The sequence below is a fragment of the Shinella sumterensis genome (assembly GCF_004514425.2).
Taxonomy (GTDB): domain Bacteria; phylum Pseudomonadota; class Alphaproteobacteria; order Rhizobiales; family Rhizobiaceae; genus Shinella; species Shinella sumterensis.
Map to the genome: position 1 here is coordinate 20,752 of NZ_MYFN02000010.1, position 17,088 is coordinate 37,839.

14 protein-coding genes are annotated in these 17,088 nt (G+C 62.8%); 8 read left to right on the plus strand and 6 right to left on the minus strand.

The window, feature by feature from the left end; all coding sequences use genetic code 11:
• Nucleotides 1-3: 3 nt before the first annotated feature.
• The 3 genes from B5M41_RS17705 to B5M41_RS17715 form a co-directional block, all read right to left on the minus strand.
• A complete protein-coding gene (locus B5M41_RS17705; RefSeq protein ID WP_134651387.1) occupies nucleotides 4-4,173 on the minus strand; it encodes a translocation/assembly module TamB domain-containing protein in 4,170 nt (1,389 codons plus the stop codon).
• A gap of 103 nt (nucleotides 4,174-4,276) precedes the next feature.
• Complete coding sequence (locus B5M41_RS17710) at nucleotides 4,277-6,199, minus strand: autotransporter assembly complex protein TamA (protein WP_134651385.1); 1,923 nt, start codon at nucleotides 6,197-6,199, stop codon at nucleotides 4,277-4,279.
• A 256-nt stretch (nucleotides 6,200-6,455) separates the two neighbouring features.
• Nucleotides 6,456-6,719, minus strand: coding sequence for a YMGG-like glycine zipper-containing protein (locus B5M41_RS17715; protein ID WP_064331830.1), 264 nt, complete (start codon nucleotides 6,717-6,719; stop codon nucleotides 6,456-6,458).
• A 466-nt stretch (nucleotides 6,720-7,185) separates the two neighbouring features.
• On the opposite strand from B5M41_RS17715, the gene hemA reads away from it, so the two are divergent.
• Nucleotides 7,186-8,400 (plus strand): 5-aminolevulinate synthase, encoded by a 1,215-nt coding sequence (gene hemA, locus B5M41_RS17720; protein ID WP_134651383.1) that lies wholly within the window; start codon nucleotides 7,186-7,188, stop codon nucleotides 8,398-8,400.
• 16 nt (nucleotides 8,401-8,416) lie between these two features.
• Here hemA and dxr read toward each other — a convergent pair whose 3' ends face one another.
• Nucleotides 8,417-9,592, minus strand: a complete 1,176-nt coding sequence (dxr, locus tag B5M41_RS17725) for a 1-deoxy-D-xylulose-5-phosphate reductoisomerase (protein WP_134651381.1) — start codon at nucleotides 9,590-9,592, stop codon at nucleotides 8,417-8,419.
• Nucleotides 9,593-9,782: 190 nt separating this feature from the next.
• On the opposite strand from dxr, the gene B5M41_RS17730 reads away from it, so the two are divergent.
• Nucleotides 9,783-10,499 (plus strand): META domain-containing protein, encoded by a 717-nt coding sequence (locus B5M41_RS17730; protein WP_134651379.1) that lies wholly within the window; start codon nucleotides 9,783-9,785, stop codon nucleotides 10,497-10,499.
• A 20-nt stretch (nucleotides 10,500-10,519) separates the two neighbouring features.
• On the plus strand, nucleotides 10,520-10,903 hold the full coding sequence (locus tag B5M41_RS17735; protein WP_134651377.1) for a CAP-Gly domain protein: 384 nt from the start codon (nucleotides 10,520-10,522) through the stop codon (nucleotides 10,901-10,903).
• Between the two features lie 117 nt (nucleotides 10,904-11,020).
• Here the strand turns inward: B5M41_RS17735 and B5M41_RS17740 are convergent, their stop codons facing one another.
• Nucleotides 11,021-12,256 carry a tyrosine-type recombinase/integrase gene (locus B5M41_RS17740; RefSeq protein ID WP_134651375.1) on the minus strand — a complete coding sequence of 412 codons (1,236 nt, stop codon included), beginning with the start codon at nucleotides 12,254-12,256 and terminating at the stop codon, nucleotides 11,021-11,023.
• A complete protein-coding gene (locus tag B5M41_RS17745; RefSeq protein ID WP_134651373.1) occupies nucleotides 12,256-12,579 on the minus strand; it encodes an Arc family DNA-binding protein in 324 nt (107 codons plus the stop codon). The genes B5M41_RS17740 and B5M41_RS17745 overlap by 1 nt, the downstream gene beginning before the upstream one ends.
• A gap of 99 nt (nucleotides 12,580-12,678) precedes the next feature.
• Between B5M41_RS17745 and B5M41_RS17750 the strand changes: the two genes are divergently transcribed.
• From B5M41_RS17750 to B5M41_RS27040, 5 genes are all read left to right on the plus strand, one after another.
• Complete coding sequence (locus tag B5M41_RS17750) at nucleotides 12,679-12,873, plus strand: hypothetical protein (protein WP_134651371.1); 195 nt, start codon at nucleotides 12,679-12,681, stop codon at nucleotides 12,871-12,873.
• 149 nt (nucleotides 12,874-13,022) lie between these two features.
• The gene (locus B5M41_RS17755; protein ID WP_134651369.1) at nucleotides 13,023-13,271 is read left to right on the plus strand and encodes a helix-turn-helix domain-containing protein; all 249 of its coding nucleotides are present in this window, start codon (nucleotides 13,023-13,025) and stop codon (nucleotides 13,269-13,271) included.
• Nucleotides 13,268-13,894 (plus strand): hypothetical protein, encoded by a 627-nt coding sequence (locus tag B5M41_RS17760; RefSeq protein ID WP_134651367.1) that lies wholly within the window; start codon nucleotides 13,268-13,270, stop codon nucleotides 13,892-13,894. Before B5M41_RS17755 ends, B5M41_RS17760 begins: the two co-directional genes overlap by 4 nt.
• 11 nt (nucleotides 13,895-13,905) lie before the next feature.
• Nucleotides 13,906-14,178: a hypothetical protein gene (locus B5M41_RS17765; RefSeq protein WP_134651365.1), complete on the plus strand. Its 273-nt coding sequence runs from the start codon at nucleotides 13,906-13,908 to the stop codon at nucleotides 14,176-14,178.
• 59 nt (nucleotides 14,179-14,237) lie between these two features.
• Nucleotides 14,238-16,880: an AAA family ATPase gene (locus B5M41_RS27040; protein ID WP_134651363.1), complete on the plus strand. Its 2,643-nt coding sequence runs from the start codon at nucleotides 14,238-14,240 to the stop codon at nucleotides 16,878-16,880.
• Nucleotides 16,881-17,088 lie beyond the last annotated feature (208 nt).

The following is a 17,088-nucleotide window of genomic DNA, read 5'->3' on the forward strand; positions in this document are numbered from 1 at the left end:
GGCTCAGTATTCCTTTTCGTAGAAGATACCGGCGCCCGCACTGCCGCCGCTGCCGGCTTCCCCGCGCAGCTTGACGCCACGGCCGACATCCAGATTGATGACGGCCTTGGCGCCGTTCGTCTCCGGATCCTGCTTCAGCTCGATATAGGTGCGGTCGTTGAGATACTTGCCGGCCGAAACCGCCGCGCGGCCCTCCGCATCCGTCGTGATATCGAGGTCGTCGACGCCGAGCTTGCTGCGCAGGCTGTCGAGCAGGCCGGTGGAACTGCCGCCTGCCAGCTGGCTTGCCGCAGCGGCAAGCTGCGCGATCTGCACCGCCGACAGGTTGGACATGGAGCGGTTGAAGATGAGCTGCGCCAGGATTTCATCCTGCGGCAGCGCAGGCGAGGAGGCGAAGGTCACCGTCGGGTTGCTGGCGACGCCGGCCACGGTCACGGTGATTTCCGTCGTGCCGGCCGTGCTTCCCGCAACGAGGTTGACGGTCGGCACCAGGCCTCCTGTAAAGCCGATATGCGCGCTGGAGAAATCGAGCCGGCGCGCCAGGATTTCCATGCGGCCGCGCTCAAGCTCGAAACCGCCCGACACGACCGGCGACGACGACGTCCCCGTCACGGTGAGGCTGCCGCCCAGCTCTGCATTGATGCCGCGGCCACGCACGAAAAGCTGGCCCGGTGCCTCGATGGTCAGGTTGAGGCCGATGCCGCGTGAGGCGCCGCTCGCCCCCTGGTCACGTTGCACGTCGGCGTTCATGCGCTTCACGTCCGCCGGCGCGTTGCGATGCTTGATATCGATCTCCGACAGCGAAGCCGGCAGTTTTTGCGGAATGGTGATGTTCGCCTTGTTGATGCGCACCCGGCCGGCCAGCACGATATCGGCCAACGGTCCCTTGACGGTGAGGTCGCCGGTCACATTGGCGGTGACCAGCGTACCGTCGACATAGGTGACATCGCCCAGCTTGATCGCCACATCGACCGGGAAGCCGCTGGCCGGATCGATGCCGATACGGCCGGTGGCCGAAAGCTGCCCGCCGCTCGCCAGCCTGCCGGACAGCGTCTCGATAACGGCCTGCCGGCCGTCCATGGTGATGCGCACCGTCAGGTCGTCCACGGCGAGATTGCGCCGGACATCGACCAGACGCGCACCGCCGGCCGTTATGCTGCCGGTCACCGAAGGCGCTGCCGCCGTGCCGCCGATCGAGACATCGGCATTGGCATTGCCGGTCAACACGAAACCCTGCGACGAAAGCTGGCCCTGCAGCAATCCGAACGGCACCGTACCATTGAACTTCAGGCCAAGCGGCGTCGCGCCGCCGATCCCGACCGTGCCACCACCCCGGAAAGACAGCCCGCCTGCGCCCGAAAGCACCGTGTCGAGCCGGACCTGGTTGTTGGCGAATTCGCCCTTCGCGTTGATATCGATGGCCCCGATGCCCGCGCCACGGGTCTGGCTGGTAACGGCGCCCTTCCAGTCGAGGGCGTAATTGACGACAGGCGCGGCCGCCCTGCCCTTGACCGTCACAGTGCCGCCGATCGCGCCTTCCGCACCGAGGCCTGGAGAGAAATTATTGATGAGCGCCGCCGGCACGGCATTGAGAGCGAGCGACAGGTCCAGCGTCTCGCCGGCCCGACCCGATACAGCAACCGAGCCGGTTCCGGCCTGGATGGTGAGCTTGTCGAGAACCGCAACGCCGTTGTCGACAGCAATCGTGGACGGACTTGCGAGCTTCAGGGCAATGCCGCGCGGTGCGCCTTCGAACGTCTGCAAGGCGACGTCCAAACCCCCGGCACGTTGGACGACCTGCCCCTTCGCGACCAGCGGCGCATTGTCGAGACGACCGCCGAGATCGAACCGGGTCGCCTGCCCTTCCCGCGAGAAATCAAGGCTGAGGGCATCGACGCGGTTCCCGCCCGAAACGATGCGCTCGGCGCGAACCGTGCCGTTGATCGCAAATGTGGCGAGATCGGTAATGGTGAGGTCCACGGTCGGCTTGGCAATGCTGATCGCATCACGGCTTATGCCGGAACCGCTCGCCTGAACGGTTGCCGAGGTTCTGCCGTTGGTCGTCGCGATCTCCAGCTGACCGGAAAGATCGCCGGCCGCCTTTTGGCCGGCCATGGCCGCAAGCAGGCCGAGATCGGGAAAGTTGAAGCGGACCGTGCCGTCGGGCATGAAGGACGGCGTCAGCGCCAGCGAACCTTTCAGCGTGTTCACCCCGATCTCCGCTTCCAGCACCGGCACCGAGATGCGCCCGCCTTCCGAGGTGATGCTGGAACGCACATTGATCGCCTGTCCATCCAGCGCGCCCGTCGCCGTCAGTTCCCCGGAGGGCCTGTCCGCAACGGCCTTCCCGTTGAGCGTGACAACGAGATCGCTCAGCGTGCGCCCCGAAAGCGTCGCGCCACTGGATGTGACCTTGGCCGCAACGTCGAGCCCGTCGACCGGACCCTTGGCCGAGAGGTCGAAGGCCGCCTCGCCGGAGGCATCGCCCAGCAGCTTGCCGAGGTTCAGGACCTTGCCGGCAAGCGTCGCATCGAGATTGCCCTCGGCGAGCGCGACATCACCGGCCGCCTCGGCCGTCCCCGACTTGAGCTGCAGACCGGTGACCTGGAGCGCACCGTTGCCGGCCAGCTGAAGACGCCCTTCCATCGCAATCGTCGTATCGAACTTGCCGGACAAGGCCGGCGGCAGAACAGCGGGCAGCGCGAAAAGACGGAAATTGACGTCGGCCTCGCGGCTTTCGAGCCCGTAGCGGCCCGAAAGCGTTCCGCCGATGCTGGCGCTTTCCAGTGTTGCGGGATCGAAGGCGATCTCTGTCGGCGACACGTTCAGGGTTGCGATGACCTTGGCCGGCCCCTTCACCGTGCGGTCGATATCCGCATTGGCGAAAGCCATGTCGCCGGTCTCGACCGTCACATCGACCCGGCCGGACTGGCTGGACACGTTGAACGCATCGCTACGGACGGAAAGGCGGATGTTCTCGATCCGGCCCGCCGGCAGCGCCGCGGATACCACGGCGACATCTGCCCGCAAGGCGGCGGCGCTTGCCTCGCCGGTCAGGGAAATGTCGGCGCCGTCGATCAGGATACGGGCATCGCCATCGGCGAGCGGCCAGCGGAAATCGATCGGGCCATCGCGCCCGTCGAGCTTCACATTGAAATCGTTGGACCCCGTCGCGCTCACGGCGCCGGAGGCGGCAAGCGCCACCGCACCGGTCGCGATGTTGCCCTTCTCGACGCGCACCATGTCGGAACCGTCGAAGGCGGCGACGAGATCGATGTTCGTCTCGCCGGCGAAAAGCGGCCGTAACTGCGGCGGCATCAACGCATCGAACGTGCCGCCGCCCTTGACCGACAGGGTATGCAGCCCATTGGCCGAAAGATCGTGGCGGCCATCGACACGCAGCATCTCCGTGCCATCGAGCGCGGCGGACAGACGGCCCTTCCACTGCGACAGCGGCCCGTCACCCGTCAGGCGGATGGAGACGGCGGGCTCGTTCGGCAGTTTGAGCAGATTGGCGAGCAGGCCGCCCTTCGGTTCGGCGACATCGGTTTCAAGACGCAGAACGTTCTCGGCCGGATTGAAGACGATATCGGCAGCCAGTCGTGCGTCCGGGCGCTCCACTTCATTGGCGGAAAGCTTGATGGCCACACTCTCAGCGGTCGCATCGCCACGGCCGGAGACGACGATGCGCTGATCACGACCGGCCACGGCGCCCGAGACGAAGAGTTCCGGGATCGCCAGCGAATCGACATGAACTTCGACGGGCAGCTTGAACGGCGTGTCGGAGGGTTGTGCATCCGCCTTGGATTCCGGCAGGCGCAGCAGCGAGATCGAGGATGCCGAGACACGAGATGCATCGAAGCTGAAGAACAAGAGTTCCAGCGGCGACCAATCGACGGCGAGGTCGTGGATTTCCGCATAGGTGCCCTTGTCGTCGCCAAGGGTGACGGAACCTGCGCGCAGCCGGCCCGTCAGGAGCCCGGACGGCTCGCTGATGGAAATGACCTGCCCGCTTGCGGCGGCAAGCTTCTCCACATAGGAAACGGCCATGCGGGCGCCCGCATCCGTGAAGCCGACGAAGCCGAGAACCGCGACCAGAATGACAAGCAGCACCGCAAGGCCGTAGCCGGCATAGCGGAGAATGGCGCGGAGAATTCGAGACAACCTCGTCATGCTTCATCCATTTCACGTGCGCGGGAGCGCGGAATCGCTCCCTACCGTCTAGAATCTCAATCGCACGCGGGATCAAGAGCCTAGCGGAAAATTGCGGCGCCAGTCAGAACGACTGGCCGATGCCGGCGTAGACCCCGAAGGACGTTCCGCCCTCATATTTCTTGAGCGGCACCGCGACATCGAGCCGGAGCGGCCCGAACGGCGTCGCGTAGCGCAGGCCGATACCGGCACCGGCGCGGATATCCTTGAAATCGGGAACCTCGTCCGTCGAGACGGTGCCGACATCGATGAACGGCACGACGCCGATGGTTTCGGTAACGCCGATGCGCACCTCCGCCGAGCCCGCCACATAGGAGCGCCCGCCGAGCAGCTTGTTGTCGGCATTGCGCGGCGAAATCTCCTGATAGCCGTAGCCGCGCACCGTGCCGCCGCCGCCCAGGAAGAAGCGGCGCGTCGCCGGGATATCCGCAAGCTCGTTGCCGCCGATGATCGTGCCCGCGGAAAGCTTGCCGGCCAGCACGAAGCGCTCCTCCGCGCCCAGCGCCTGATAACCGGTGATGGCGCCTTCGAAACTGGAGAAGAACGTTTTGTTATAGGTCTCGTAGCTCGGCTTCGCATTGATCAGGAAGCGGTAGCCTTCCGTCGGGTTCAGCTTGTCGTTGCGGGTATCGCGCACATACTCGATCGGCAGGCTCACCGTCAGATACTTGTTCTTGCCGAACACGTCCTCGATATTGCTCCACGCCACCTCGCCGCCGGCGCTCACCGTATCCCGGTCGGAAAGCTCGACGCTCACCCCCGCCGCCGCCGTCGTGGTGAAGGCCTTGTAGGCGTCGGGATCGACGATCGACGCCTTGAGGCTGGCGTTGAAGGTCGTTGCCGGGCCGAAGGCCCCGGGCTTGGAAAAGAGGATGGCCGTCGAGTAGTCGAGATCGCCGATGTCGGACTCGCCGATGCGATTGACCGACCCCTCAATACGCAGCGATTCCGCCTGGCCGAACAGGTTGCGATGCCCCCAGTACCCCTGCAGGCCGAAACCGTCCGTATTCGAATATTGCGCACCGACGCCGAAATAGCGGTGCTTGCCTTCGGAGACCTCGATGGTCATTGGCAGCGAACCATCCGGCGCGAGCTGGCTGGCCTCGCGGATCGTCACGCTGGAGAAAACACCGAGCGTGCGCAGCCGCTCTGCAGCCTTGTTGAGCGCCTCGGGCGAATAGGGCTGGCCGGCATTGATGCGCGAATAGCGCTGCACGAAGCCCGCATCGACCGTCTTCGTGCCCGTTACGCCCACCTCGCCGACCGGTGCGACCGGACCGCCTTCGGCCGCAATAACAACATCCACCGTGCGGGTCTTGTGATCGGCGGTCGCATTGCGCTCGACAAGCTTGGCCAGCGGCCGGCCCTCGGCCTTGAGATCGACGACGACCTTCTCGCCGGCCTTCAGGATGACGGTGGAATCCGCACGCGCACCGGCCACGAGGCCGTAATCCGCCGGATTGAACCTGTCGGCATCGCCGGAAAAGGCGACATCGCCGAATGTGAAGACGGGCCCCGGATCGACACGGATCGTCACCGGAATGGCGGCGCGGTCATTGAACTCAGGGTTGGGCGGCAGCGAATCGAGATCCTGCCCGTTGACGGTGACATTCACCACGCCGCCATAGCGGGCGTTCTCGTAGAGGGCGGCGAGGATGCGGTCACGGTCGTCGCGCGCCTTGATGACGAGGCCAAGGTCGCCGGACACCGGCTGGCCCTCGTCCTGCTTGAGCCGCGTCGTGTTCTCGATGGCTTCCTTGAGATCGCTGTCATCCGTGCCCGGATCGAGCGTCAGCGTATAATTGACGGGATCGATGACGGCCGCAGTCTCTTCGTCACTTTCGAAGAACTTCATCCCGAAAAGCTTGAACGCCATGGCAGGACGGACGGAAACGGGCGCGCAGGCCAGCGCCGCAGCGACCGCGAGTGCGGTGCCAGCCTTCAGAAACGCAAAACTCTTTTCCGGCCGGTTCACTTTATCCCGCATCCGCAGCTATCCGTCGCCTTTTCCTCGAAGTGCGGCATGCGCATCAGCTTCCGACACAGACCAGGCGCGCTCCGATTCATTCGGAGCATTTAGGCAAGAAAAGACCCTAACGCGTTAGGTTTTCCGTAATGTTAACGCCGGTTCTACACGCAGGCACCGCGGATTTGAAGCGCAGAACGTGATTTTGTGCCTTTTCCGGACAAGCAAAAGCCCCGGGGGATGCCCGGGGCTTCGCAAAAGTTGCATCGGTCTGATATCAGTAACCGGACGGGCAACGGTCGATGTAACGGCGGCCGTAACGGTCACGGTAGTAGCACTGACCGGGCTGCTCGGACACGCTGCCGATGACAGCGCCGGAAACGCCACCGATGGCCGCGCCGACGGCAGCACCGCGGACGTTACCGGTTACGGCGCCACCGATGATCGCGCCGGAGACGGCGCCGATACCCGCCCCCTTTTCCGTCTGCGTGCAGCTGGCGACAGCAAGGCCGACCAGGACGAGCGCAATGACTTTCTTCATGAAGGTGTTCTCCAAAGTTGAGTTGCGTCCCGGTTTTCCAGGTCCGAACTATCCCCTTCTGTTGAGCCAACATACGCGCCCGCCTCACGACGGGCATGTCTGTTCAGAGACGAAAATATACCGCGAAACGGGGAAGTCTATGGTGGCGAACTATTTTTTTAGACTCCGAATAAATATGCCTGCGATTCCGTTTATTACGCCCTCGTTCGGCCACCGCCGCATTGCGATGAAAAAGCTGAAACTGGTTCGATGAAACAAAGGGTTCAGCCCGTTCCTTTTTTCGTGCAGACTTGACATGCATCAACAGGAAGTGGCCTTTGGGGACCTAACATACATTGGAATGGTTCAAAGGTGGCGCCGATTTGCCGCAGCGGAATGCGCTGCAGCGCAACGGCGCCTGGTATAGCCGGATGAACGACCGTCAATGACGATAATGCCCGGGACGATGCCGGGCTGGAGACTCTGGATGGACTTCGAGACTTTCTTCAAGAACGAGCTGGACAGCCTGCATCAGGAAGGCCGCTACCGCGTCTTCGCCGACCTCGAGCGCCAGAAGGGCAGCTTTCCGAAGGCCACCCGCTATACGGCCGAAGGCCCGACGGATGTCACCGTCTGGTGTTCCAACGATTATCTCGGCATGGGCCAGCACCCGAAGGTGACCGAGGCGATGAAGCTCGCCATCGACCAGTGTGGCGCCGGTGCCGGCGGCACCCGCAACATCTCCGGCACCAACCACTATCATGTGCTGCTCGAACATGAACTCGCCGACCTGCATGGCAAGGAAGCGGCCCTGCTCTTCACCTCGGGTTACGTGTCCAACTGGGCCGCCCTCGGAACGCTCTGTTCCAAGATCCCCGGCCTCATCTGTTTCTCCGATGCCGGGAACCACGCGTCGATGATCGAGGGCATTCGCCACTCCAAGTGCGAGCGCGTGATCTGGAAGCACAATGACCTGAAGGACCTCGAAGCCAAGCTTGCGGCGGCCGACCCGAAGGCGCCGAAGCTGATCGCCTTCGAATCCGTCTACTCGATGGATGGCGACATCGCGCCGATCAAGGAAATCTGCGACCTCGCCGATAAGTACGGCGCGATGACCTATCTCGACGAAGTGCATGCCGTCGGCATGTACGGCCCGCGCGGCGGCGGCATTGCCGAACGCGACGGCCTGATGGATCGCCTCACCGTCATCGAGGGTACGCTTGCCAAGGCCTTCGGCGTGATGGGCGGCTATATCGCCGCCTCGACCGCACTGTGCGATTTCGTACGCTCCTTCGCGTCCGGCTTCATCTTCACCACGTCGCTGCCGCCGTCGCTCGCCGCCGGTGCGCTCGCCTCGATCCGCCACCTCAAGGAAAGCCAGATCGAACGTTTCGGCCATCAGGACCGCGTTCGCAAGCTGCGCGCCGCGCTCGATCGCGCCGGCATTCCGCACATGCCCAATCCGAGCCATATCGTGCCCGTGATGGTGGGCGATGCGTCCAAGTGCAAATGGATTTCGGACCTGCTGCTCGACAATTTCGGCATCTATGTCCAGCCGATCAACTACCCGACCGTGCCGCGCAAGACGGAACGCCTACGCATCACGCCGACGCCGCTGCACACGGATGCCGATATCGAGCACCTCGTCGGCGCGCTGCATTCGCTGTGGTCGCGTTGCGCGCTGGCCCGCGCCGTCGCCTGATAAAGGCGACCCAGATTTATCGGATGAGCCCGGCAGCCACCTGCCGGGCTTCTTCGTCTGCGGCAAAGACATCGTCCATGGACGACGCCGGCGGAAGATGCGCCAGCTTGTCCATCACCTGCTCGGCGATGTCGGCCATCGACAGGAAGCCGATGCGACCGCCGACGAAGGCGTGGAACGCCACCTCCTCCGCCGCATTCATGATCGCGCCCTGAAGCCCGCCACGCGTGAGCGCCGTGCGCGCCAGCCTAAGCGCCGGAAACCGCGTCTCGTCAGGCGCTTCGAAATCGAGGCGGGACAGCCTGGCAAAATCCAGCCGCTCGACATCGAGCGGTGAGCGCTGCGGATAGGTCAGCGCATAGCCGATTGCCGTGCGCATGTCGGGCGCACCGAGCTGCGCCAGCACCGATCCGTCGACATAACCCACCATCGAATGAATGATCGATTGCGGATGCACCACCACCTCGATCTGCTCCGGCCGCACATCGAAGAGATGTTTCGCCTCGATCATCTCCAGCGCCTTGTTGAACATGGACGCGCTGCCGATGGAAATCTTGAGACCCATGGACCAGTTGGGATGCGCGCGCGCGATATCGGCCGTGACACCCGCCATCTGCTCGCGGCTCCAGGTGCGGAACGGGCCGCCGGAGGCCGTCAGCACGATGCGCTCCACCGCATGGCGCTGGTCGTCCTCCAGCGCCTGGAAGATCGCGCTGTGTTCGCTGTCGACGGGGATGAGCCGCCCGCCGCCCGCCGAGACGGCCTGAACGAAGAGGTCGCCCGCCGAAACGAGGCACTCCTTGTTGGCGAGCGCGATATCGGCGCCGCGCTTTGCCGCAGCCAGTGTCGGCGCAAGGCCCGCCGTGCCGACGATCGCCGCCATCACCCAGTCCGCATCGCCCGACGCCGCCTCCAGAAGCGCCGTGCGCCCGGCCGCAACCGCAATCCCGCTGCCGGCAAGCGCATCCTTGAGCGCGCCGTAGCGGTTCTCGTCGGCCGTCACGGCCAGCCGCGCCCCGCATTCCCTGGCCTGCGCGGCAAGCAGGTCGACATTGCCGTTGCCGGTGACGGCCAGAACGTCGAAACGGTCGCGGCCGCCGAGCTGCCGCAGCACGTCCAGCGTGCTGGTGCCAATCGAGCCGGTAGAGCCGAGAATGGTGATGCGTCGCTTTTGCCGCGCGTCGAGAGCCATGAGGGGGATCCGCAGTTTTCTTCTTGTCAGAAGAGGCTCTACAGGCGAAAGACGCCTGCAACAAGTCATGGAAATGCTGTAAAGCAAAGGCTTGGGCGGACTTATGACACCCGCCGCTTGACCTTTTCGCCCGGACGGCCATAACGTCCCCGCAAACGGTCTGCCGCCCTGGACGCGATTGGAGAAACCTGTGCACCGACGCCTGAGAGTATGGACCCTCGCTTGCCTTGCCATTCTGGCGGCAGCTCCGGCCTGTGCCGACGAGCCGGTCCCCGGTGGTCTCGGTGGAACGTGGCTCGCCGAGGACATCGCCGGCAACGGCGTGATCGACAATCTCCAGACGACGCTGGAGATCAAGCCGGACGGCTCCTATGGCGGCAATGGCGGCTGTAACACCTATCGCGGCAAGCTGAAGGTGCAGAACGGCAACATCGCCTTCGCGCCGGCCGCAGCCACCCGCAAGATGTGCGCGCCCGCCATCATGGATCAGGAGCAGAAATTCTTCGACGCGCTTGGCACCGTCACGTCGTGGAAGCTCGAAAACGGCATCCTGCACCTCACCGCCAAGGAAGGCGCGCCGGCGATTCGCCTCGCTGCGATGAAGAACAACACCGACATCGTCATCCGCCTGCCCGGACCGGAGCAGAGCGTGGCGCGCGAGACCATCAGCTACCAGTGTGACGACGACCTGCGGATCGTCGTGGAATATATCAATGTCGGCGACAATTCACTGGCCGTGATCCGCCGCGGCGAGGAAACGTTCATCGCATCCAACGTGATGGCGGCGTCGGGCGCGAAATATGCCGGCGGCCAGTTCGAATGGTGGACGAAGGGCGACGAAGCGACGCTCTACGACCTGACGAAGGGCGAAAACGCCCCCGGCGTCATCTGCCGCAAGACCGGCTGACGGACGGAAGGAAGAGCGCCATGCCCACGTTCCAGGTCGGACAGAAAGTCGTCTGCATCAACGACCGCTTCAAGAACGTCTCGATCGATCAGGGCATCCGCAAGGGGCAGGTCTATACGGTGCGCTGGGCCGGCCACTACAGGCACTATGTCGATGGCGACTTCTACGGCATCAAGCTGATGGAACTGTACCGCGGCAAGGATGATGGCCCGGAGGGCTACGGCGCCGTCGACATGCCCTTCCGCGCCAGCCGGTTCCGTCCGCTGGTCTCCGACCGCATCCGCAACATGCTCGGCATGAAGGCCCCGCAGCCGAAGACGGTCGTCGCCAAACCCTCCATCGTGCCCGCCATACGCCCCAAGCCACGCGTCGTCACGCCGGAGCGTGAAAAGGAAGACGTCTGATCTTTCGGGAAATGGTGATCCCGCCGCGATTCGAACGCGGGACCCCCAGATTAGGAAACCGCTCCAATCCCCGTATTCTCAGGCGACTGAGCGCTCCATGTCGCGCTCATGTCGCAGTCAGGCGAGAAACGCGCGCTCCGCCGCGGCCATTTCATCGGCGTCGTCGGCCTTGGGGAACAGGTGGCTATAGCGGTCCATCGTCAGCGCAATTGTCGAATGGCCCATGCGCTCCTGAACGATCTTCGGGGGCAAACCGAGGCCACCGTCCTCTTTGCGGTTGATGCACCAGGAGGCGTAGAAGTGCCGCAGGGCATGCATACCGCCGTACTTTGCCGCCAGCACAGGCTTGCCTCGCTTATCGACCTCACCGGTATCAACCGTCACGCCAGCTGAAATCCACGCTGGCTGAAGACCGCGACGCAGGATGTTATTCAGCTGCTCAACCTTCCCGAGGCCGTTCGGAAACACGAGGTCGAGCACGGCGATCGCCTCCCCGTTTCCGTCCTTCTTGCCAGTTGGGCGCTTTGGGCACGCGAGCTTCCATTCGCGTAAGGAGTTGATGACCATCGGCGGCGCCGGCACCGTGCGCTCCCCTGAGAGGGATTTCGGCTTGCCGATATCATTGTATCGGTCAGCGCGCTGGTGAACCTTGATCTGCCCTTTATCTAGATCAACATCCTTCCACCGTAAGCCGCGCAATTCCGACGCGCGCAGACCACAGAAGATGGCGACAAGGAACAAGGGGCGCCAGCGGCCTTTAAGCACGGCCAGGAGCGCCTTAACCTCATCGCGTCTCGGGATATCCACCCCAACCTTCAAACGCCCCTTCTGACGCTTCTCCTGCCGCTTGTCGCCGGACCCGCGCTTGGCCTTCATGTCACGCACGACATTGCGCGCCACGAGGCCCCGTTCCTGCGCATCGGCAATCAAGGTCCCAAGGCTCACGAGAACCTTTTTGATCATGGCCGGCGAGCGATCGGCTTCCCGCAGCTGGTCCTCAAAGGCACGCACCTTCGCGATCGTCAGCGCCGGCAGCTTCATTGCACCAATGTGAGGATTGATGTGCAAACGGACGTGACGCTCGTAGTCTTCCACGGTGGCTCGCTCCAAGCCGTCAGAGCGCGCCGTAGAAAGCCACAGCTTGCCGGCCGCTTCGATCGTCACGCTTGCGCTGTCGGCAACATGGACGCCTTCTCTGACCTCTACAGAGGCTGTAGCAGCAAAGCTATCAGCTTCCTTTTTCAGTCGGAACGTTTTCAGACGACGCTTGCCGGCCGTGTCGAAGTAATCGACCACCCAGGCGGATTTTGCCTCGCCCTTTGGTGTGACCCATTCCCGCTTGCGGACTGACATCAGTCTGCACCGTTGCCGTTTTCTTCGGCAGCCTGCCGGTCATACCAAGCCAGTGGTGTAAGGATCTGTTGCGCCTTCTCTGCGTCACCTTTCGCGAGGGCGTTCAGGGCGTCCCTGAAGTGATCTTTCATCCGGGCTTCGTTGTCGAGCAACAGATCAATACGCCGGGCATAGTCCTGACGACTGCCCTCGTTGAAGCTCAATTCGAGCCGGTCGACCATCTCGGCCGTCATGCTGCGCGAGTTCCGAGCTGCGGCCTCTTCGACCTTGTTCTTCAGCTCCTCCGGTATCCTGAGCCGAAAATGGAGGTCTTCTCTTGCCATGCCACACCTTTGCCACACATAATGGTTGACAACTATGCCGCACTAATGACACACATGCAATAGACACACCGATGCCACACAAGCAAAGGAGCATGCGAGATGGTAGAGCAGAAAGAGAACCTCGACCTGATCTGGGGCGTCGGCCCCATCGGCCGCGAGATAGGGCGCACATATCAGCAGACCTACCACATGATCCAGGCCGGCCATCTGCCCCCGGTCCGTCAGGTCGGGCAGCGTTATGTTGCCAGCCGGAAAGCCCTGATCGAGTTTTTCACGAAAGAGGCCGCCGCCTGATCGATCCGACGCAATGGCGAGAATGCCAGAGCCGCCAATGACGGCGAACATACTGCCTAACTGAGACGACTAAGCTCAACACCCCGGAGATCGCTGGATGGACAACAACTGAATGCGAGTACCCTTCTCGCAAGAGCAAGGACATTGCTATGCAAACGGCAAGTGCACCCGTTCCGGGCTCGTTCCATTGGTCGGAACGCCCCTTTCTTCACGTCCGCGAAGTGGCAGAGCTTCTTTCGATCAGCCGCGCGACAGTCTACGTTCTAGCCAAGAACGGCCCCCTTCGTATCGTGAGCATCGGTCAACGCCGGCTTATCGATACCTCCACCCTCGTTCGCTACATCGACGCGCTCAAGAGCGAGGCGGCTGAACGTGAAGCGCTGACGGTGCTAGCATGAAGCCCGCCGACACCGTATTCCAGCGCGCGCAAAGGCGCTTCGACACTCTACCACCTCATGAGCAAGACGCATGGGACGACATGCAGGCAAAGGTTCTCCGCGCCGTCGCGACCGAGTACCTGAAGCATCAGGGCGTCATGCTGATCGGCGATCCGTCGCTGGTCGAGTATGCGATTGACCAAGCATGCGGAGAGATTGCGCCGGTTTGGGTGCCGTTGCTGGAGGGCGAGGGCAAACCGAAGCGCGGCAGACCACAAGTCGATCACAACACGCGCATCATCTATGCGGCCGCATTCTCCATATTCTTCACCGAGGGCTCGTCCACATCGGCAGCAGCCAAGCAGGCAGCTCAATTCCTTGGCGAGCCGGCGACGAAGGACCGCGTCGAGAAGAACCTTAAAGCCTGGCTGCACAAAGCCTCCGCAGCGGTGCGCGCGCGAGGCGGCTGCCCGAAGCTTCGCCGCTTCCTTTGGGACACGCTCTTTGTCGTTGCCGATGAGCTGCGGATTATCGCCACGGACCTGGAGCAAGAACGGGCTGCCGAGGCTGCTCGCCGGAAATCCTCGCGGCATATCTCGTTTATTGGCGAGGCCGCCCCGCGCAGTCTGCCTTCTCCGAAATAAGGAGAAAAGAGATGACCGAGTCAGCAGCCCAAACCTACGTGCCGTGGAAAGATAGAGCCTTTGTCAGCATCCGCGAGGTCGCTCAGATCATGGCGAGATCGCCAGATTGGGTGCGGAACCGTATCGGCGAAGGCCGGCTAGTCGGCCGGCAGCTTCAGGCGGGCGGCCCCGTCGTCGTCACCGTGGCGAGCCTTGTGAAGTTCATTGATGGGGTCGAGGCGATCGCCCCGCACGTGCGCGTGAAGACGAGCGCGATTTATCTGGCCTTCAGCAACGAACCCTAAACGAAGCGACCGGCCTTCGCGGGCATGCGAAGAACCGGTCTAAATGCTTGGATACAGTCGTGAACATAGCACCGAAACCCACCGAAAACAATTCGCTTTCATCCCTGACGGAGGCGGCCCCGGAGCTCCTTCCCGCATATCAGCGGGCGAGAGCGTTCAGCGCCCGCGGATATGGTAACCTGATGCTGCCACTAACCCCGTGCGGCGCTAACGTCAGCGGGCAGTTGCGCCCCGCGAACGGCAAGGTTCCGGGCGAGTGGAACGGCACGAACTGGCGCAACGCCTGGAATTGGACAAAGGCCCCGCCGATCGATCTGGGGACCTGGAAGACCTTGCCGGCCGGCACCGGGATTGGCATTCGCACGGGCTTTGGCCTTGTGGCCTTCGATAGCGATATCAAGGTGGACCCGTCGTCAACGGCGCCGCACGATGTGCAGGCCCGCCGTCTTGCCGCTGAGATCCGCAACGTCTTGGCCGAGTGCTTCGGGATGCCCCCGAGCGGTTTGCCGCGCCGTGAGCGATCCAACTCGACCAGTGCCGTCTATTTCGCCCGAACCGAGGACGAACTTTACAAGGACGATATGTTCTTTGAAGCCGACGGCCATCGGCATCAACTGGAATTCCTGGCAACGGGCCAACAAGTCGTTGTCAGCGGCATGCACCAGAGCGGCGTCCCGCAGATGAACACGCTCACCGAGCACAATCTGTCCGATCTCCCACTGATCGATGAACAGGGCGTTTCGGTGATCTTCGCCCGCATCAGGGAGAAGGCTGAAGCTCTCGGCTACACCGTCGACAAGAAACCCTCCCGCAAGCCTGGCGCGGTCTCGGCGAAGGTGCGCGACCCGATCACGCGCGCGGCCTTAGGGCGCAGAAGGGAGTGGCTCCCTGACGTTCTTGGGCTCGGCCTGAACGTCGGCAACGATGAAAGCGAACTTCGGATCGGCGCCGACCATCTGGACCGTGAGCTTGAGGAAGATATTACGATCTACCCTGATGGCATCTACGATTGGGGCACGCGCCGGGCGCATAACCCGGTCAGCCTCATTTGCGAGTTCGGCGCGATCGACGACGACGGCGAAATTCGCTTCGGCGGCTCGCCGGAGTACCGGCCTGGAGAGGGCGAGGTTTATGACATCGCCGAGGATAGCGCCCGGCGCCCAACTCCAGCGCAGGCCGTCACATGGCTTTGCCGTCGGCTTGGCTCTGACAATTTCCCCACCTATGCGGGCTCAACCGATTGGAAAAGCGCATCCCTCACTGTCGCTCAAGCCATGGGCTACAACGCGGCAGATCTGGAGATTGCCCATGTCTTTGAGTTTGTCGATTGGCAAGGCTTCGGCAAACGGGAGCCGGGATCGTGGGACGCTCACGATATCCGCGCGAATGGCGGGCTGCTGGCTTCCCTGCGGATCACCAATCCGGCCACGTTCAAGAGCCTGGTGGATCGATGGGCTGCTTTGAGCGGCAGCGCGTTGTCTGTCGCCAAGGTCGAAGAACTGATTGCCGAGGGCTTCCACGCCGAGCATCAACGGGTCGAACGCGCTCCGAAGGCCGCGTCTAATTTGCCGCCCTTGGGCTGGATTGACCCTAGCCGAGATTGGCAGGGTGTCGAGCCGCTCCCTCGCGAATGGGAGGTTGAGGGCTGGATACCGCGCGGCGAAGTGACATTGCTTTACGGGGATGGCGGCATCGGCAAAACGCTATTGGCGCACCAGTACGCGACGGCGGCGGCGACGGGCCGGAGTTGGATAGGCCAGATCACACGCCCGGCTCGCGTCATGTGCATCTTTTGCGAGGACAGCGCGGCCGAGCTTCACCGTCGCCAGATCGATATCAATCGATCACTCGGCGTCAGTCTCTCGGAACTTGGAAACTTGCGTCTGGTGTCGAGGAACTTTCAGGACAACTTCATCGCCACCTACGATCGCAAAAACCAGGTGCTCGCCAAGACGGCATTCTGGCACCAGATCCGCGAGGATGCGATTGCCTTCGATGCTGATGTGCTGATCCTCGACACGATCGCTGACATCTACGCGGGCTCCGAAATCGATCGCGTCCTGGTCAACGATTTCGTGAAGCGCTTCCTTGGCGGCTTGGGCCGATCGATTGGCGGCTCTGTCATCGCGCTCGGCCACCCGTCCGCTGCCGGCAAGAGTTCGGGCGACGGCACCTCCGGTTCAACGGGCTGGAATAACGCCTCCCGTTCTCGCCTGTATCTCCAGTATCCGGGCAATGCGAAGAGCGGCGATATTCGGCAACTCACCAACATGAAGCTGAACTATGGGGCGAAGGGCGCCGGGCTGAAGCTGCGCTGGAACCGTGGCGCGTTCGATGTCCTCGCCGGCGCAATGCCGGCTGCCCTGCGTGACGGCAAAGCGATCGTTCCGCCATCGATCAACGATGCTGTCGAGAGTGCGGTTGTCTCCGCGCTTATAGAATACAGCGCTGAGAAGCTTCCGATGTCTCGCGCGAGCAACAGCCAGTACAACGCGGTTAAGGTGCTCCGAACCCGATATGCCGATCGGTTCGCTGCGTTCAGCGTTGCCGAGGTATCAGATGCGCTCGACCGATTGGAAGGCCGCGGCGCCATTCGGTTAGACCAAGTCGACCGCAGAGGCGGTCGGGCAGTCATGGGCTACGTCGTCATTCCCGACAAGTTGTCCACGTCGGCGGATGAAAACGGGAGCGTATTCGGATGAGCTTCAGCAACAATCAAGGCGCAAAGTGCCAACCCATTCACGCAAAGTCCCTAGCGCCTCACGCAAAGCCCCGTGCTAACTATTTGATTTTATTGATGCAGAGTACTCTGCGTCCCGGTGCCGCGCGAAGTGACGCAAAGTTACGCAAAGTCCAGCATTCTCAGGGTTTGCAGCATACGCAAAGTACGTCACGCAAAGTCCACCCCTA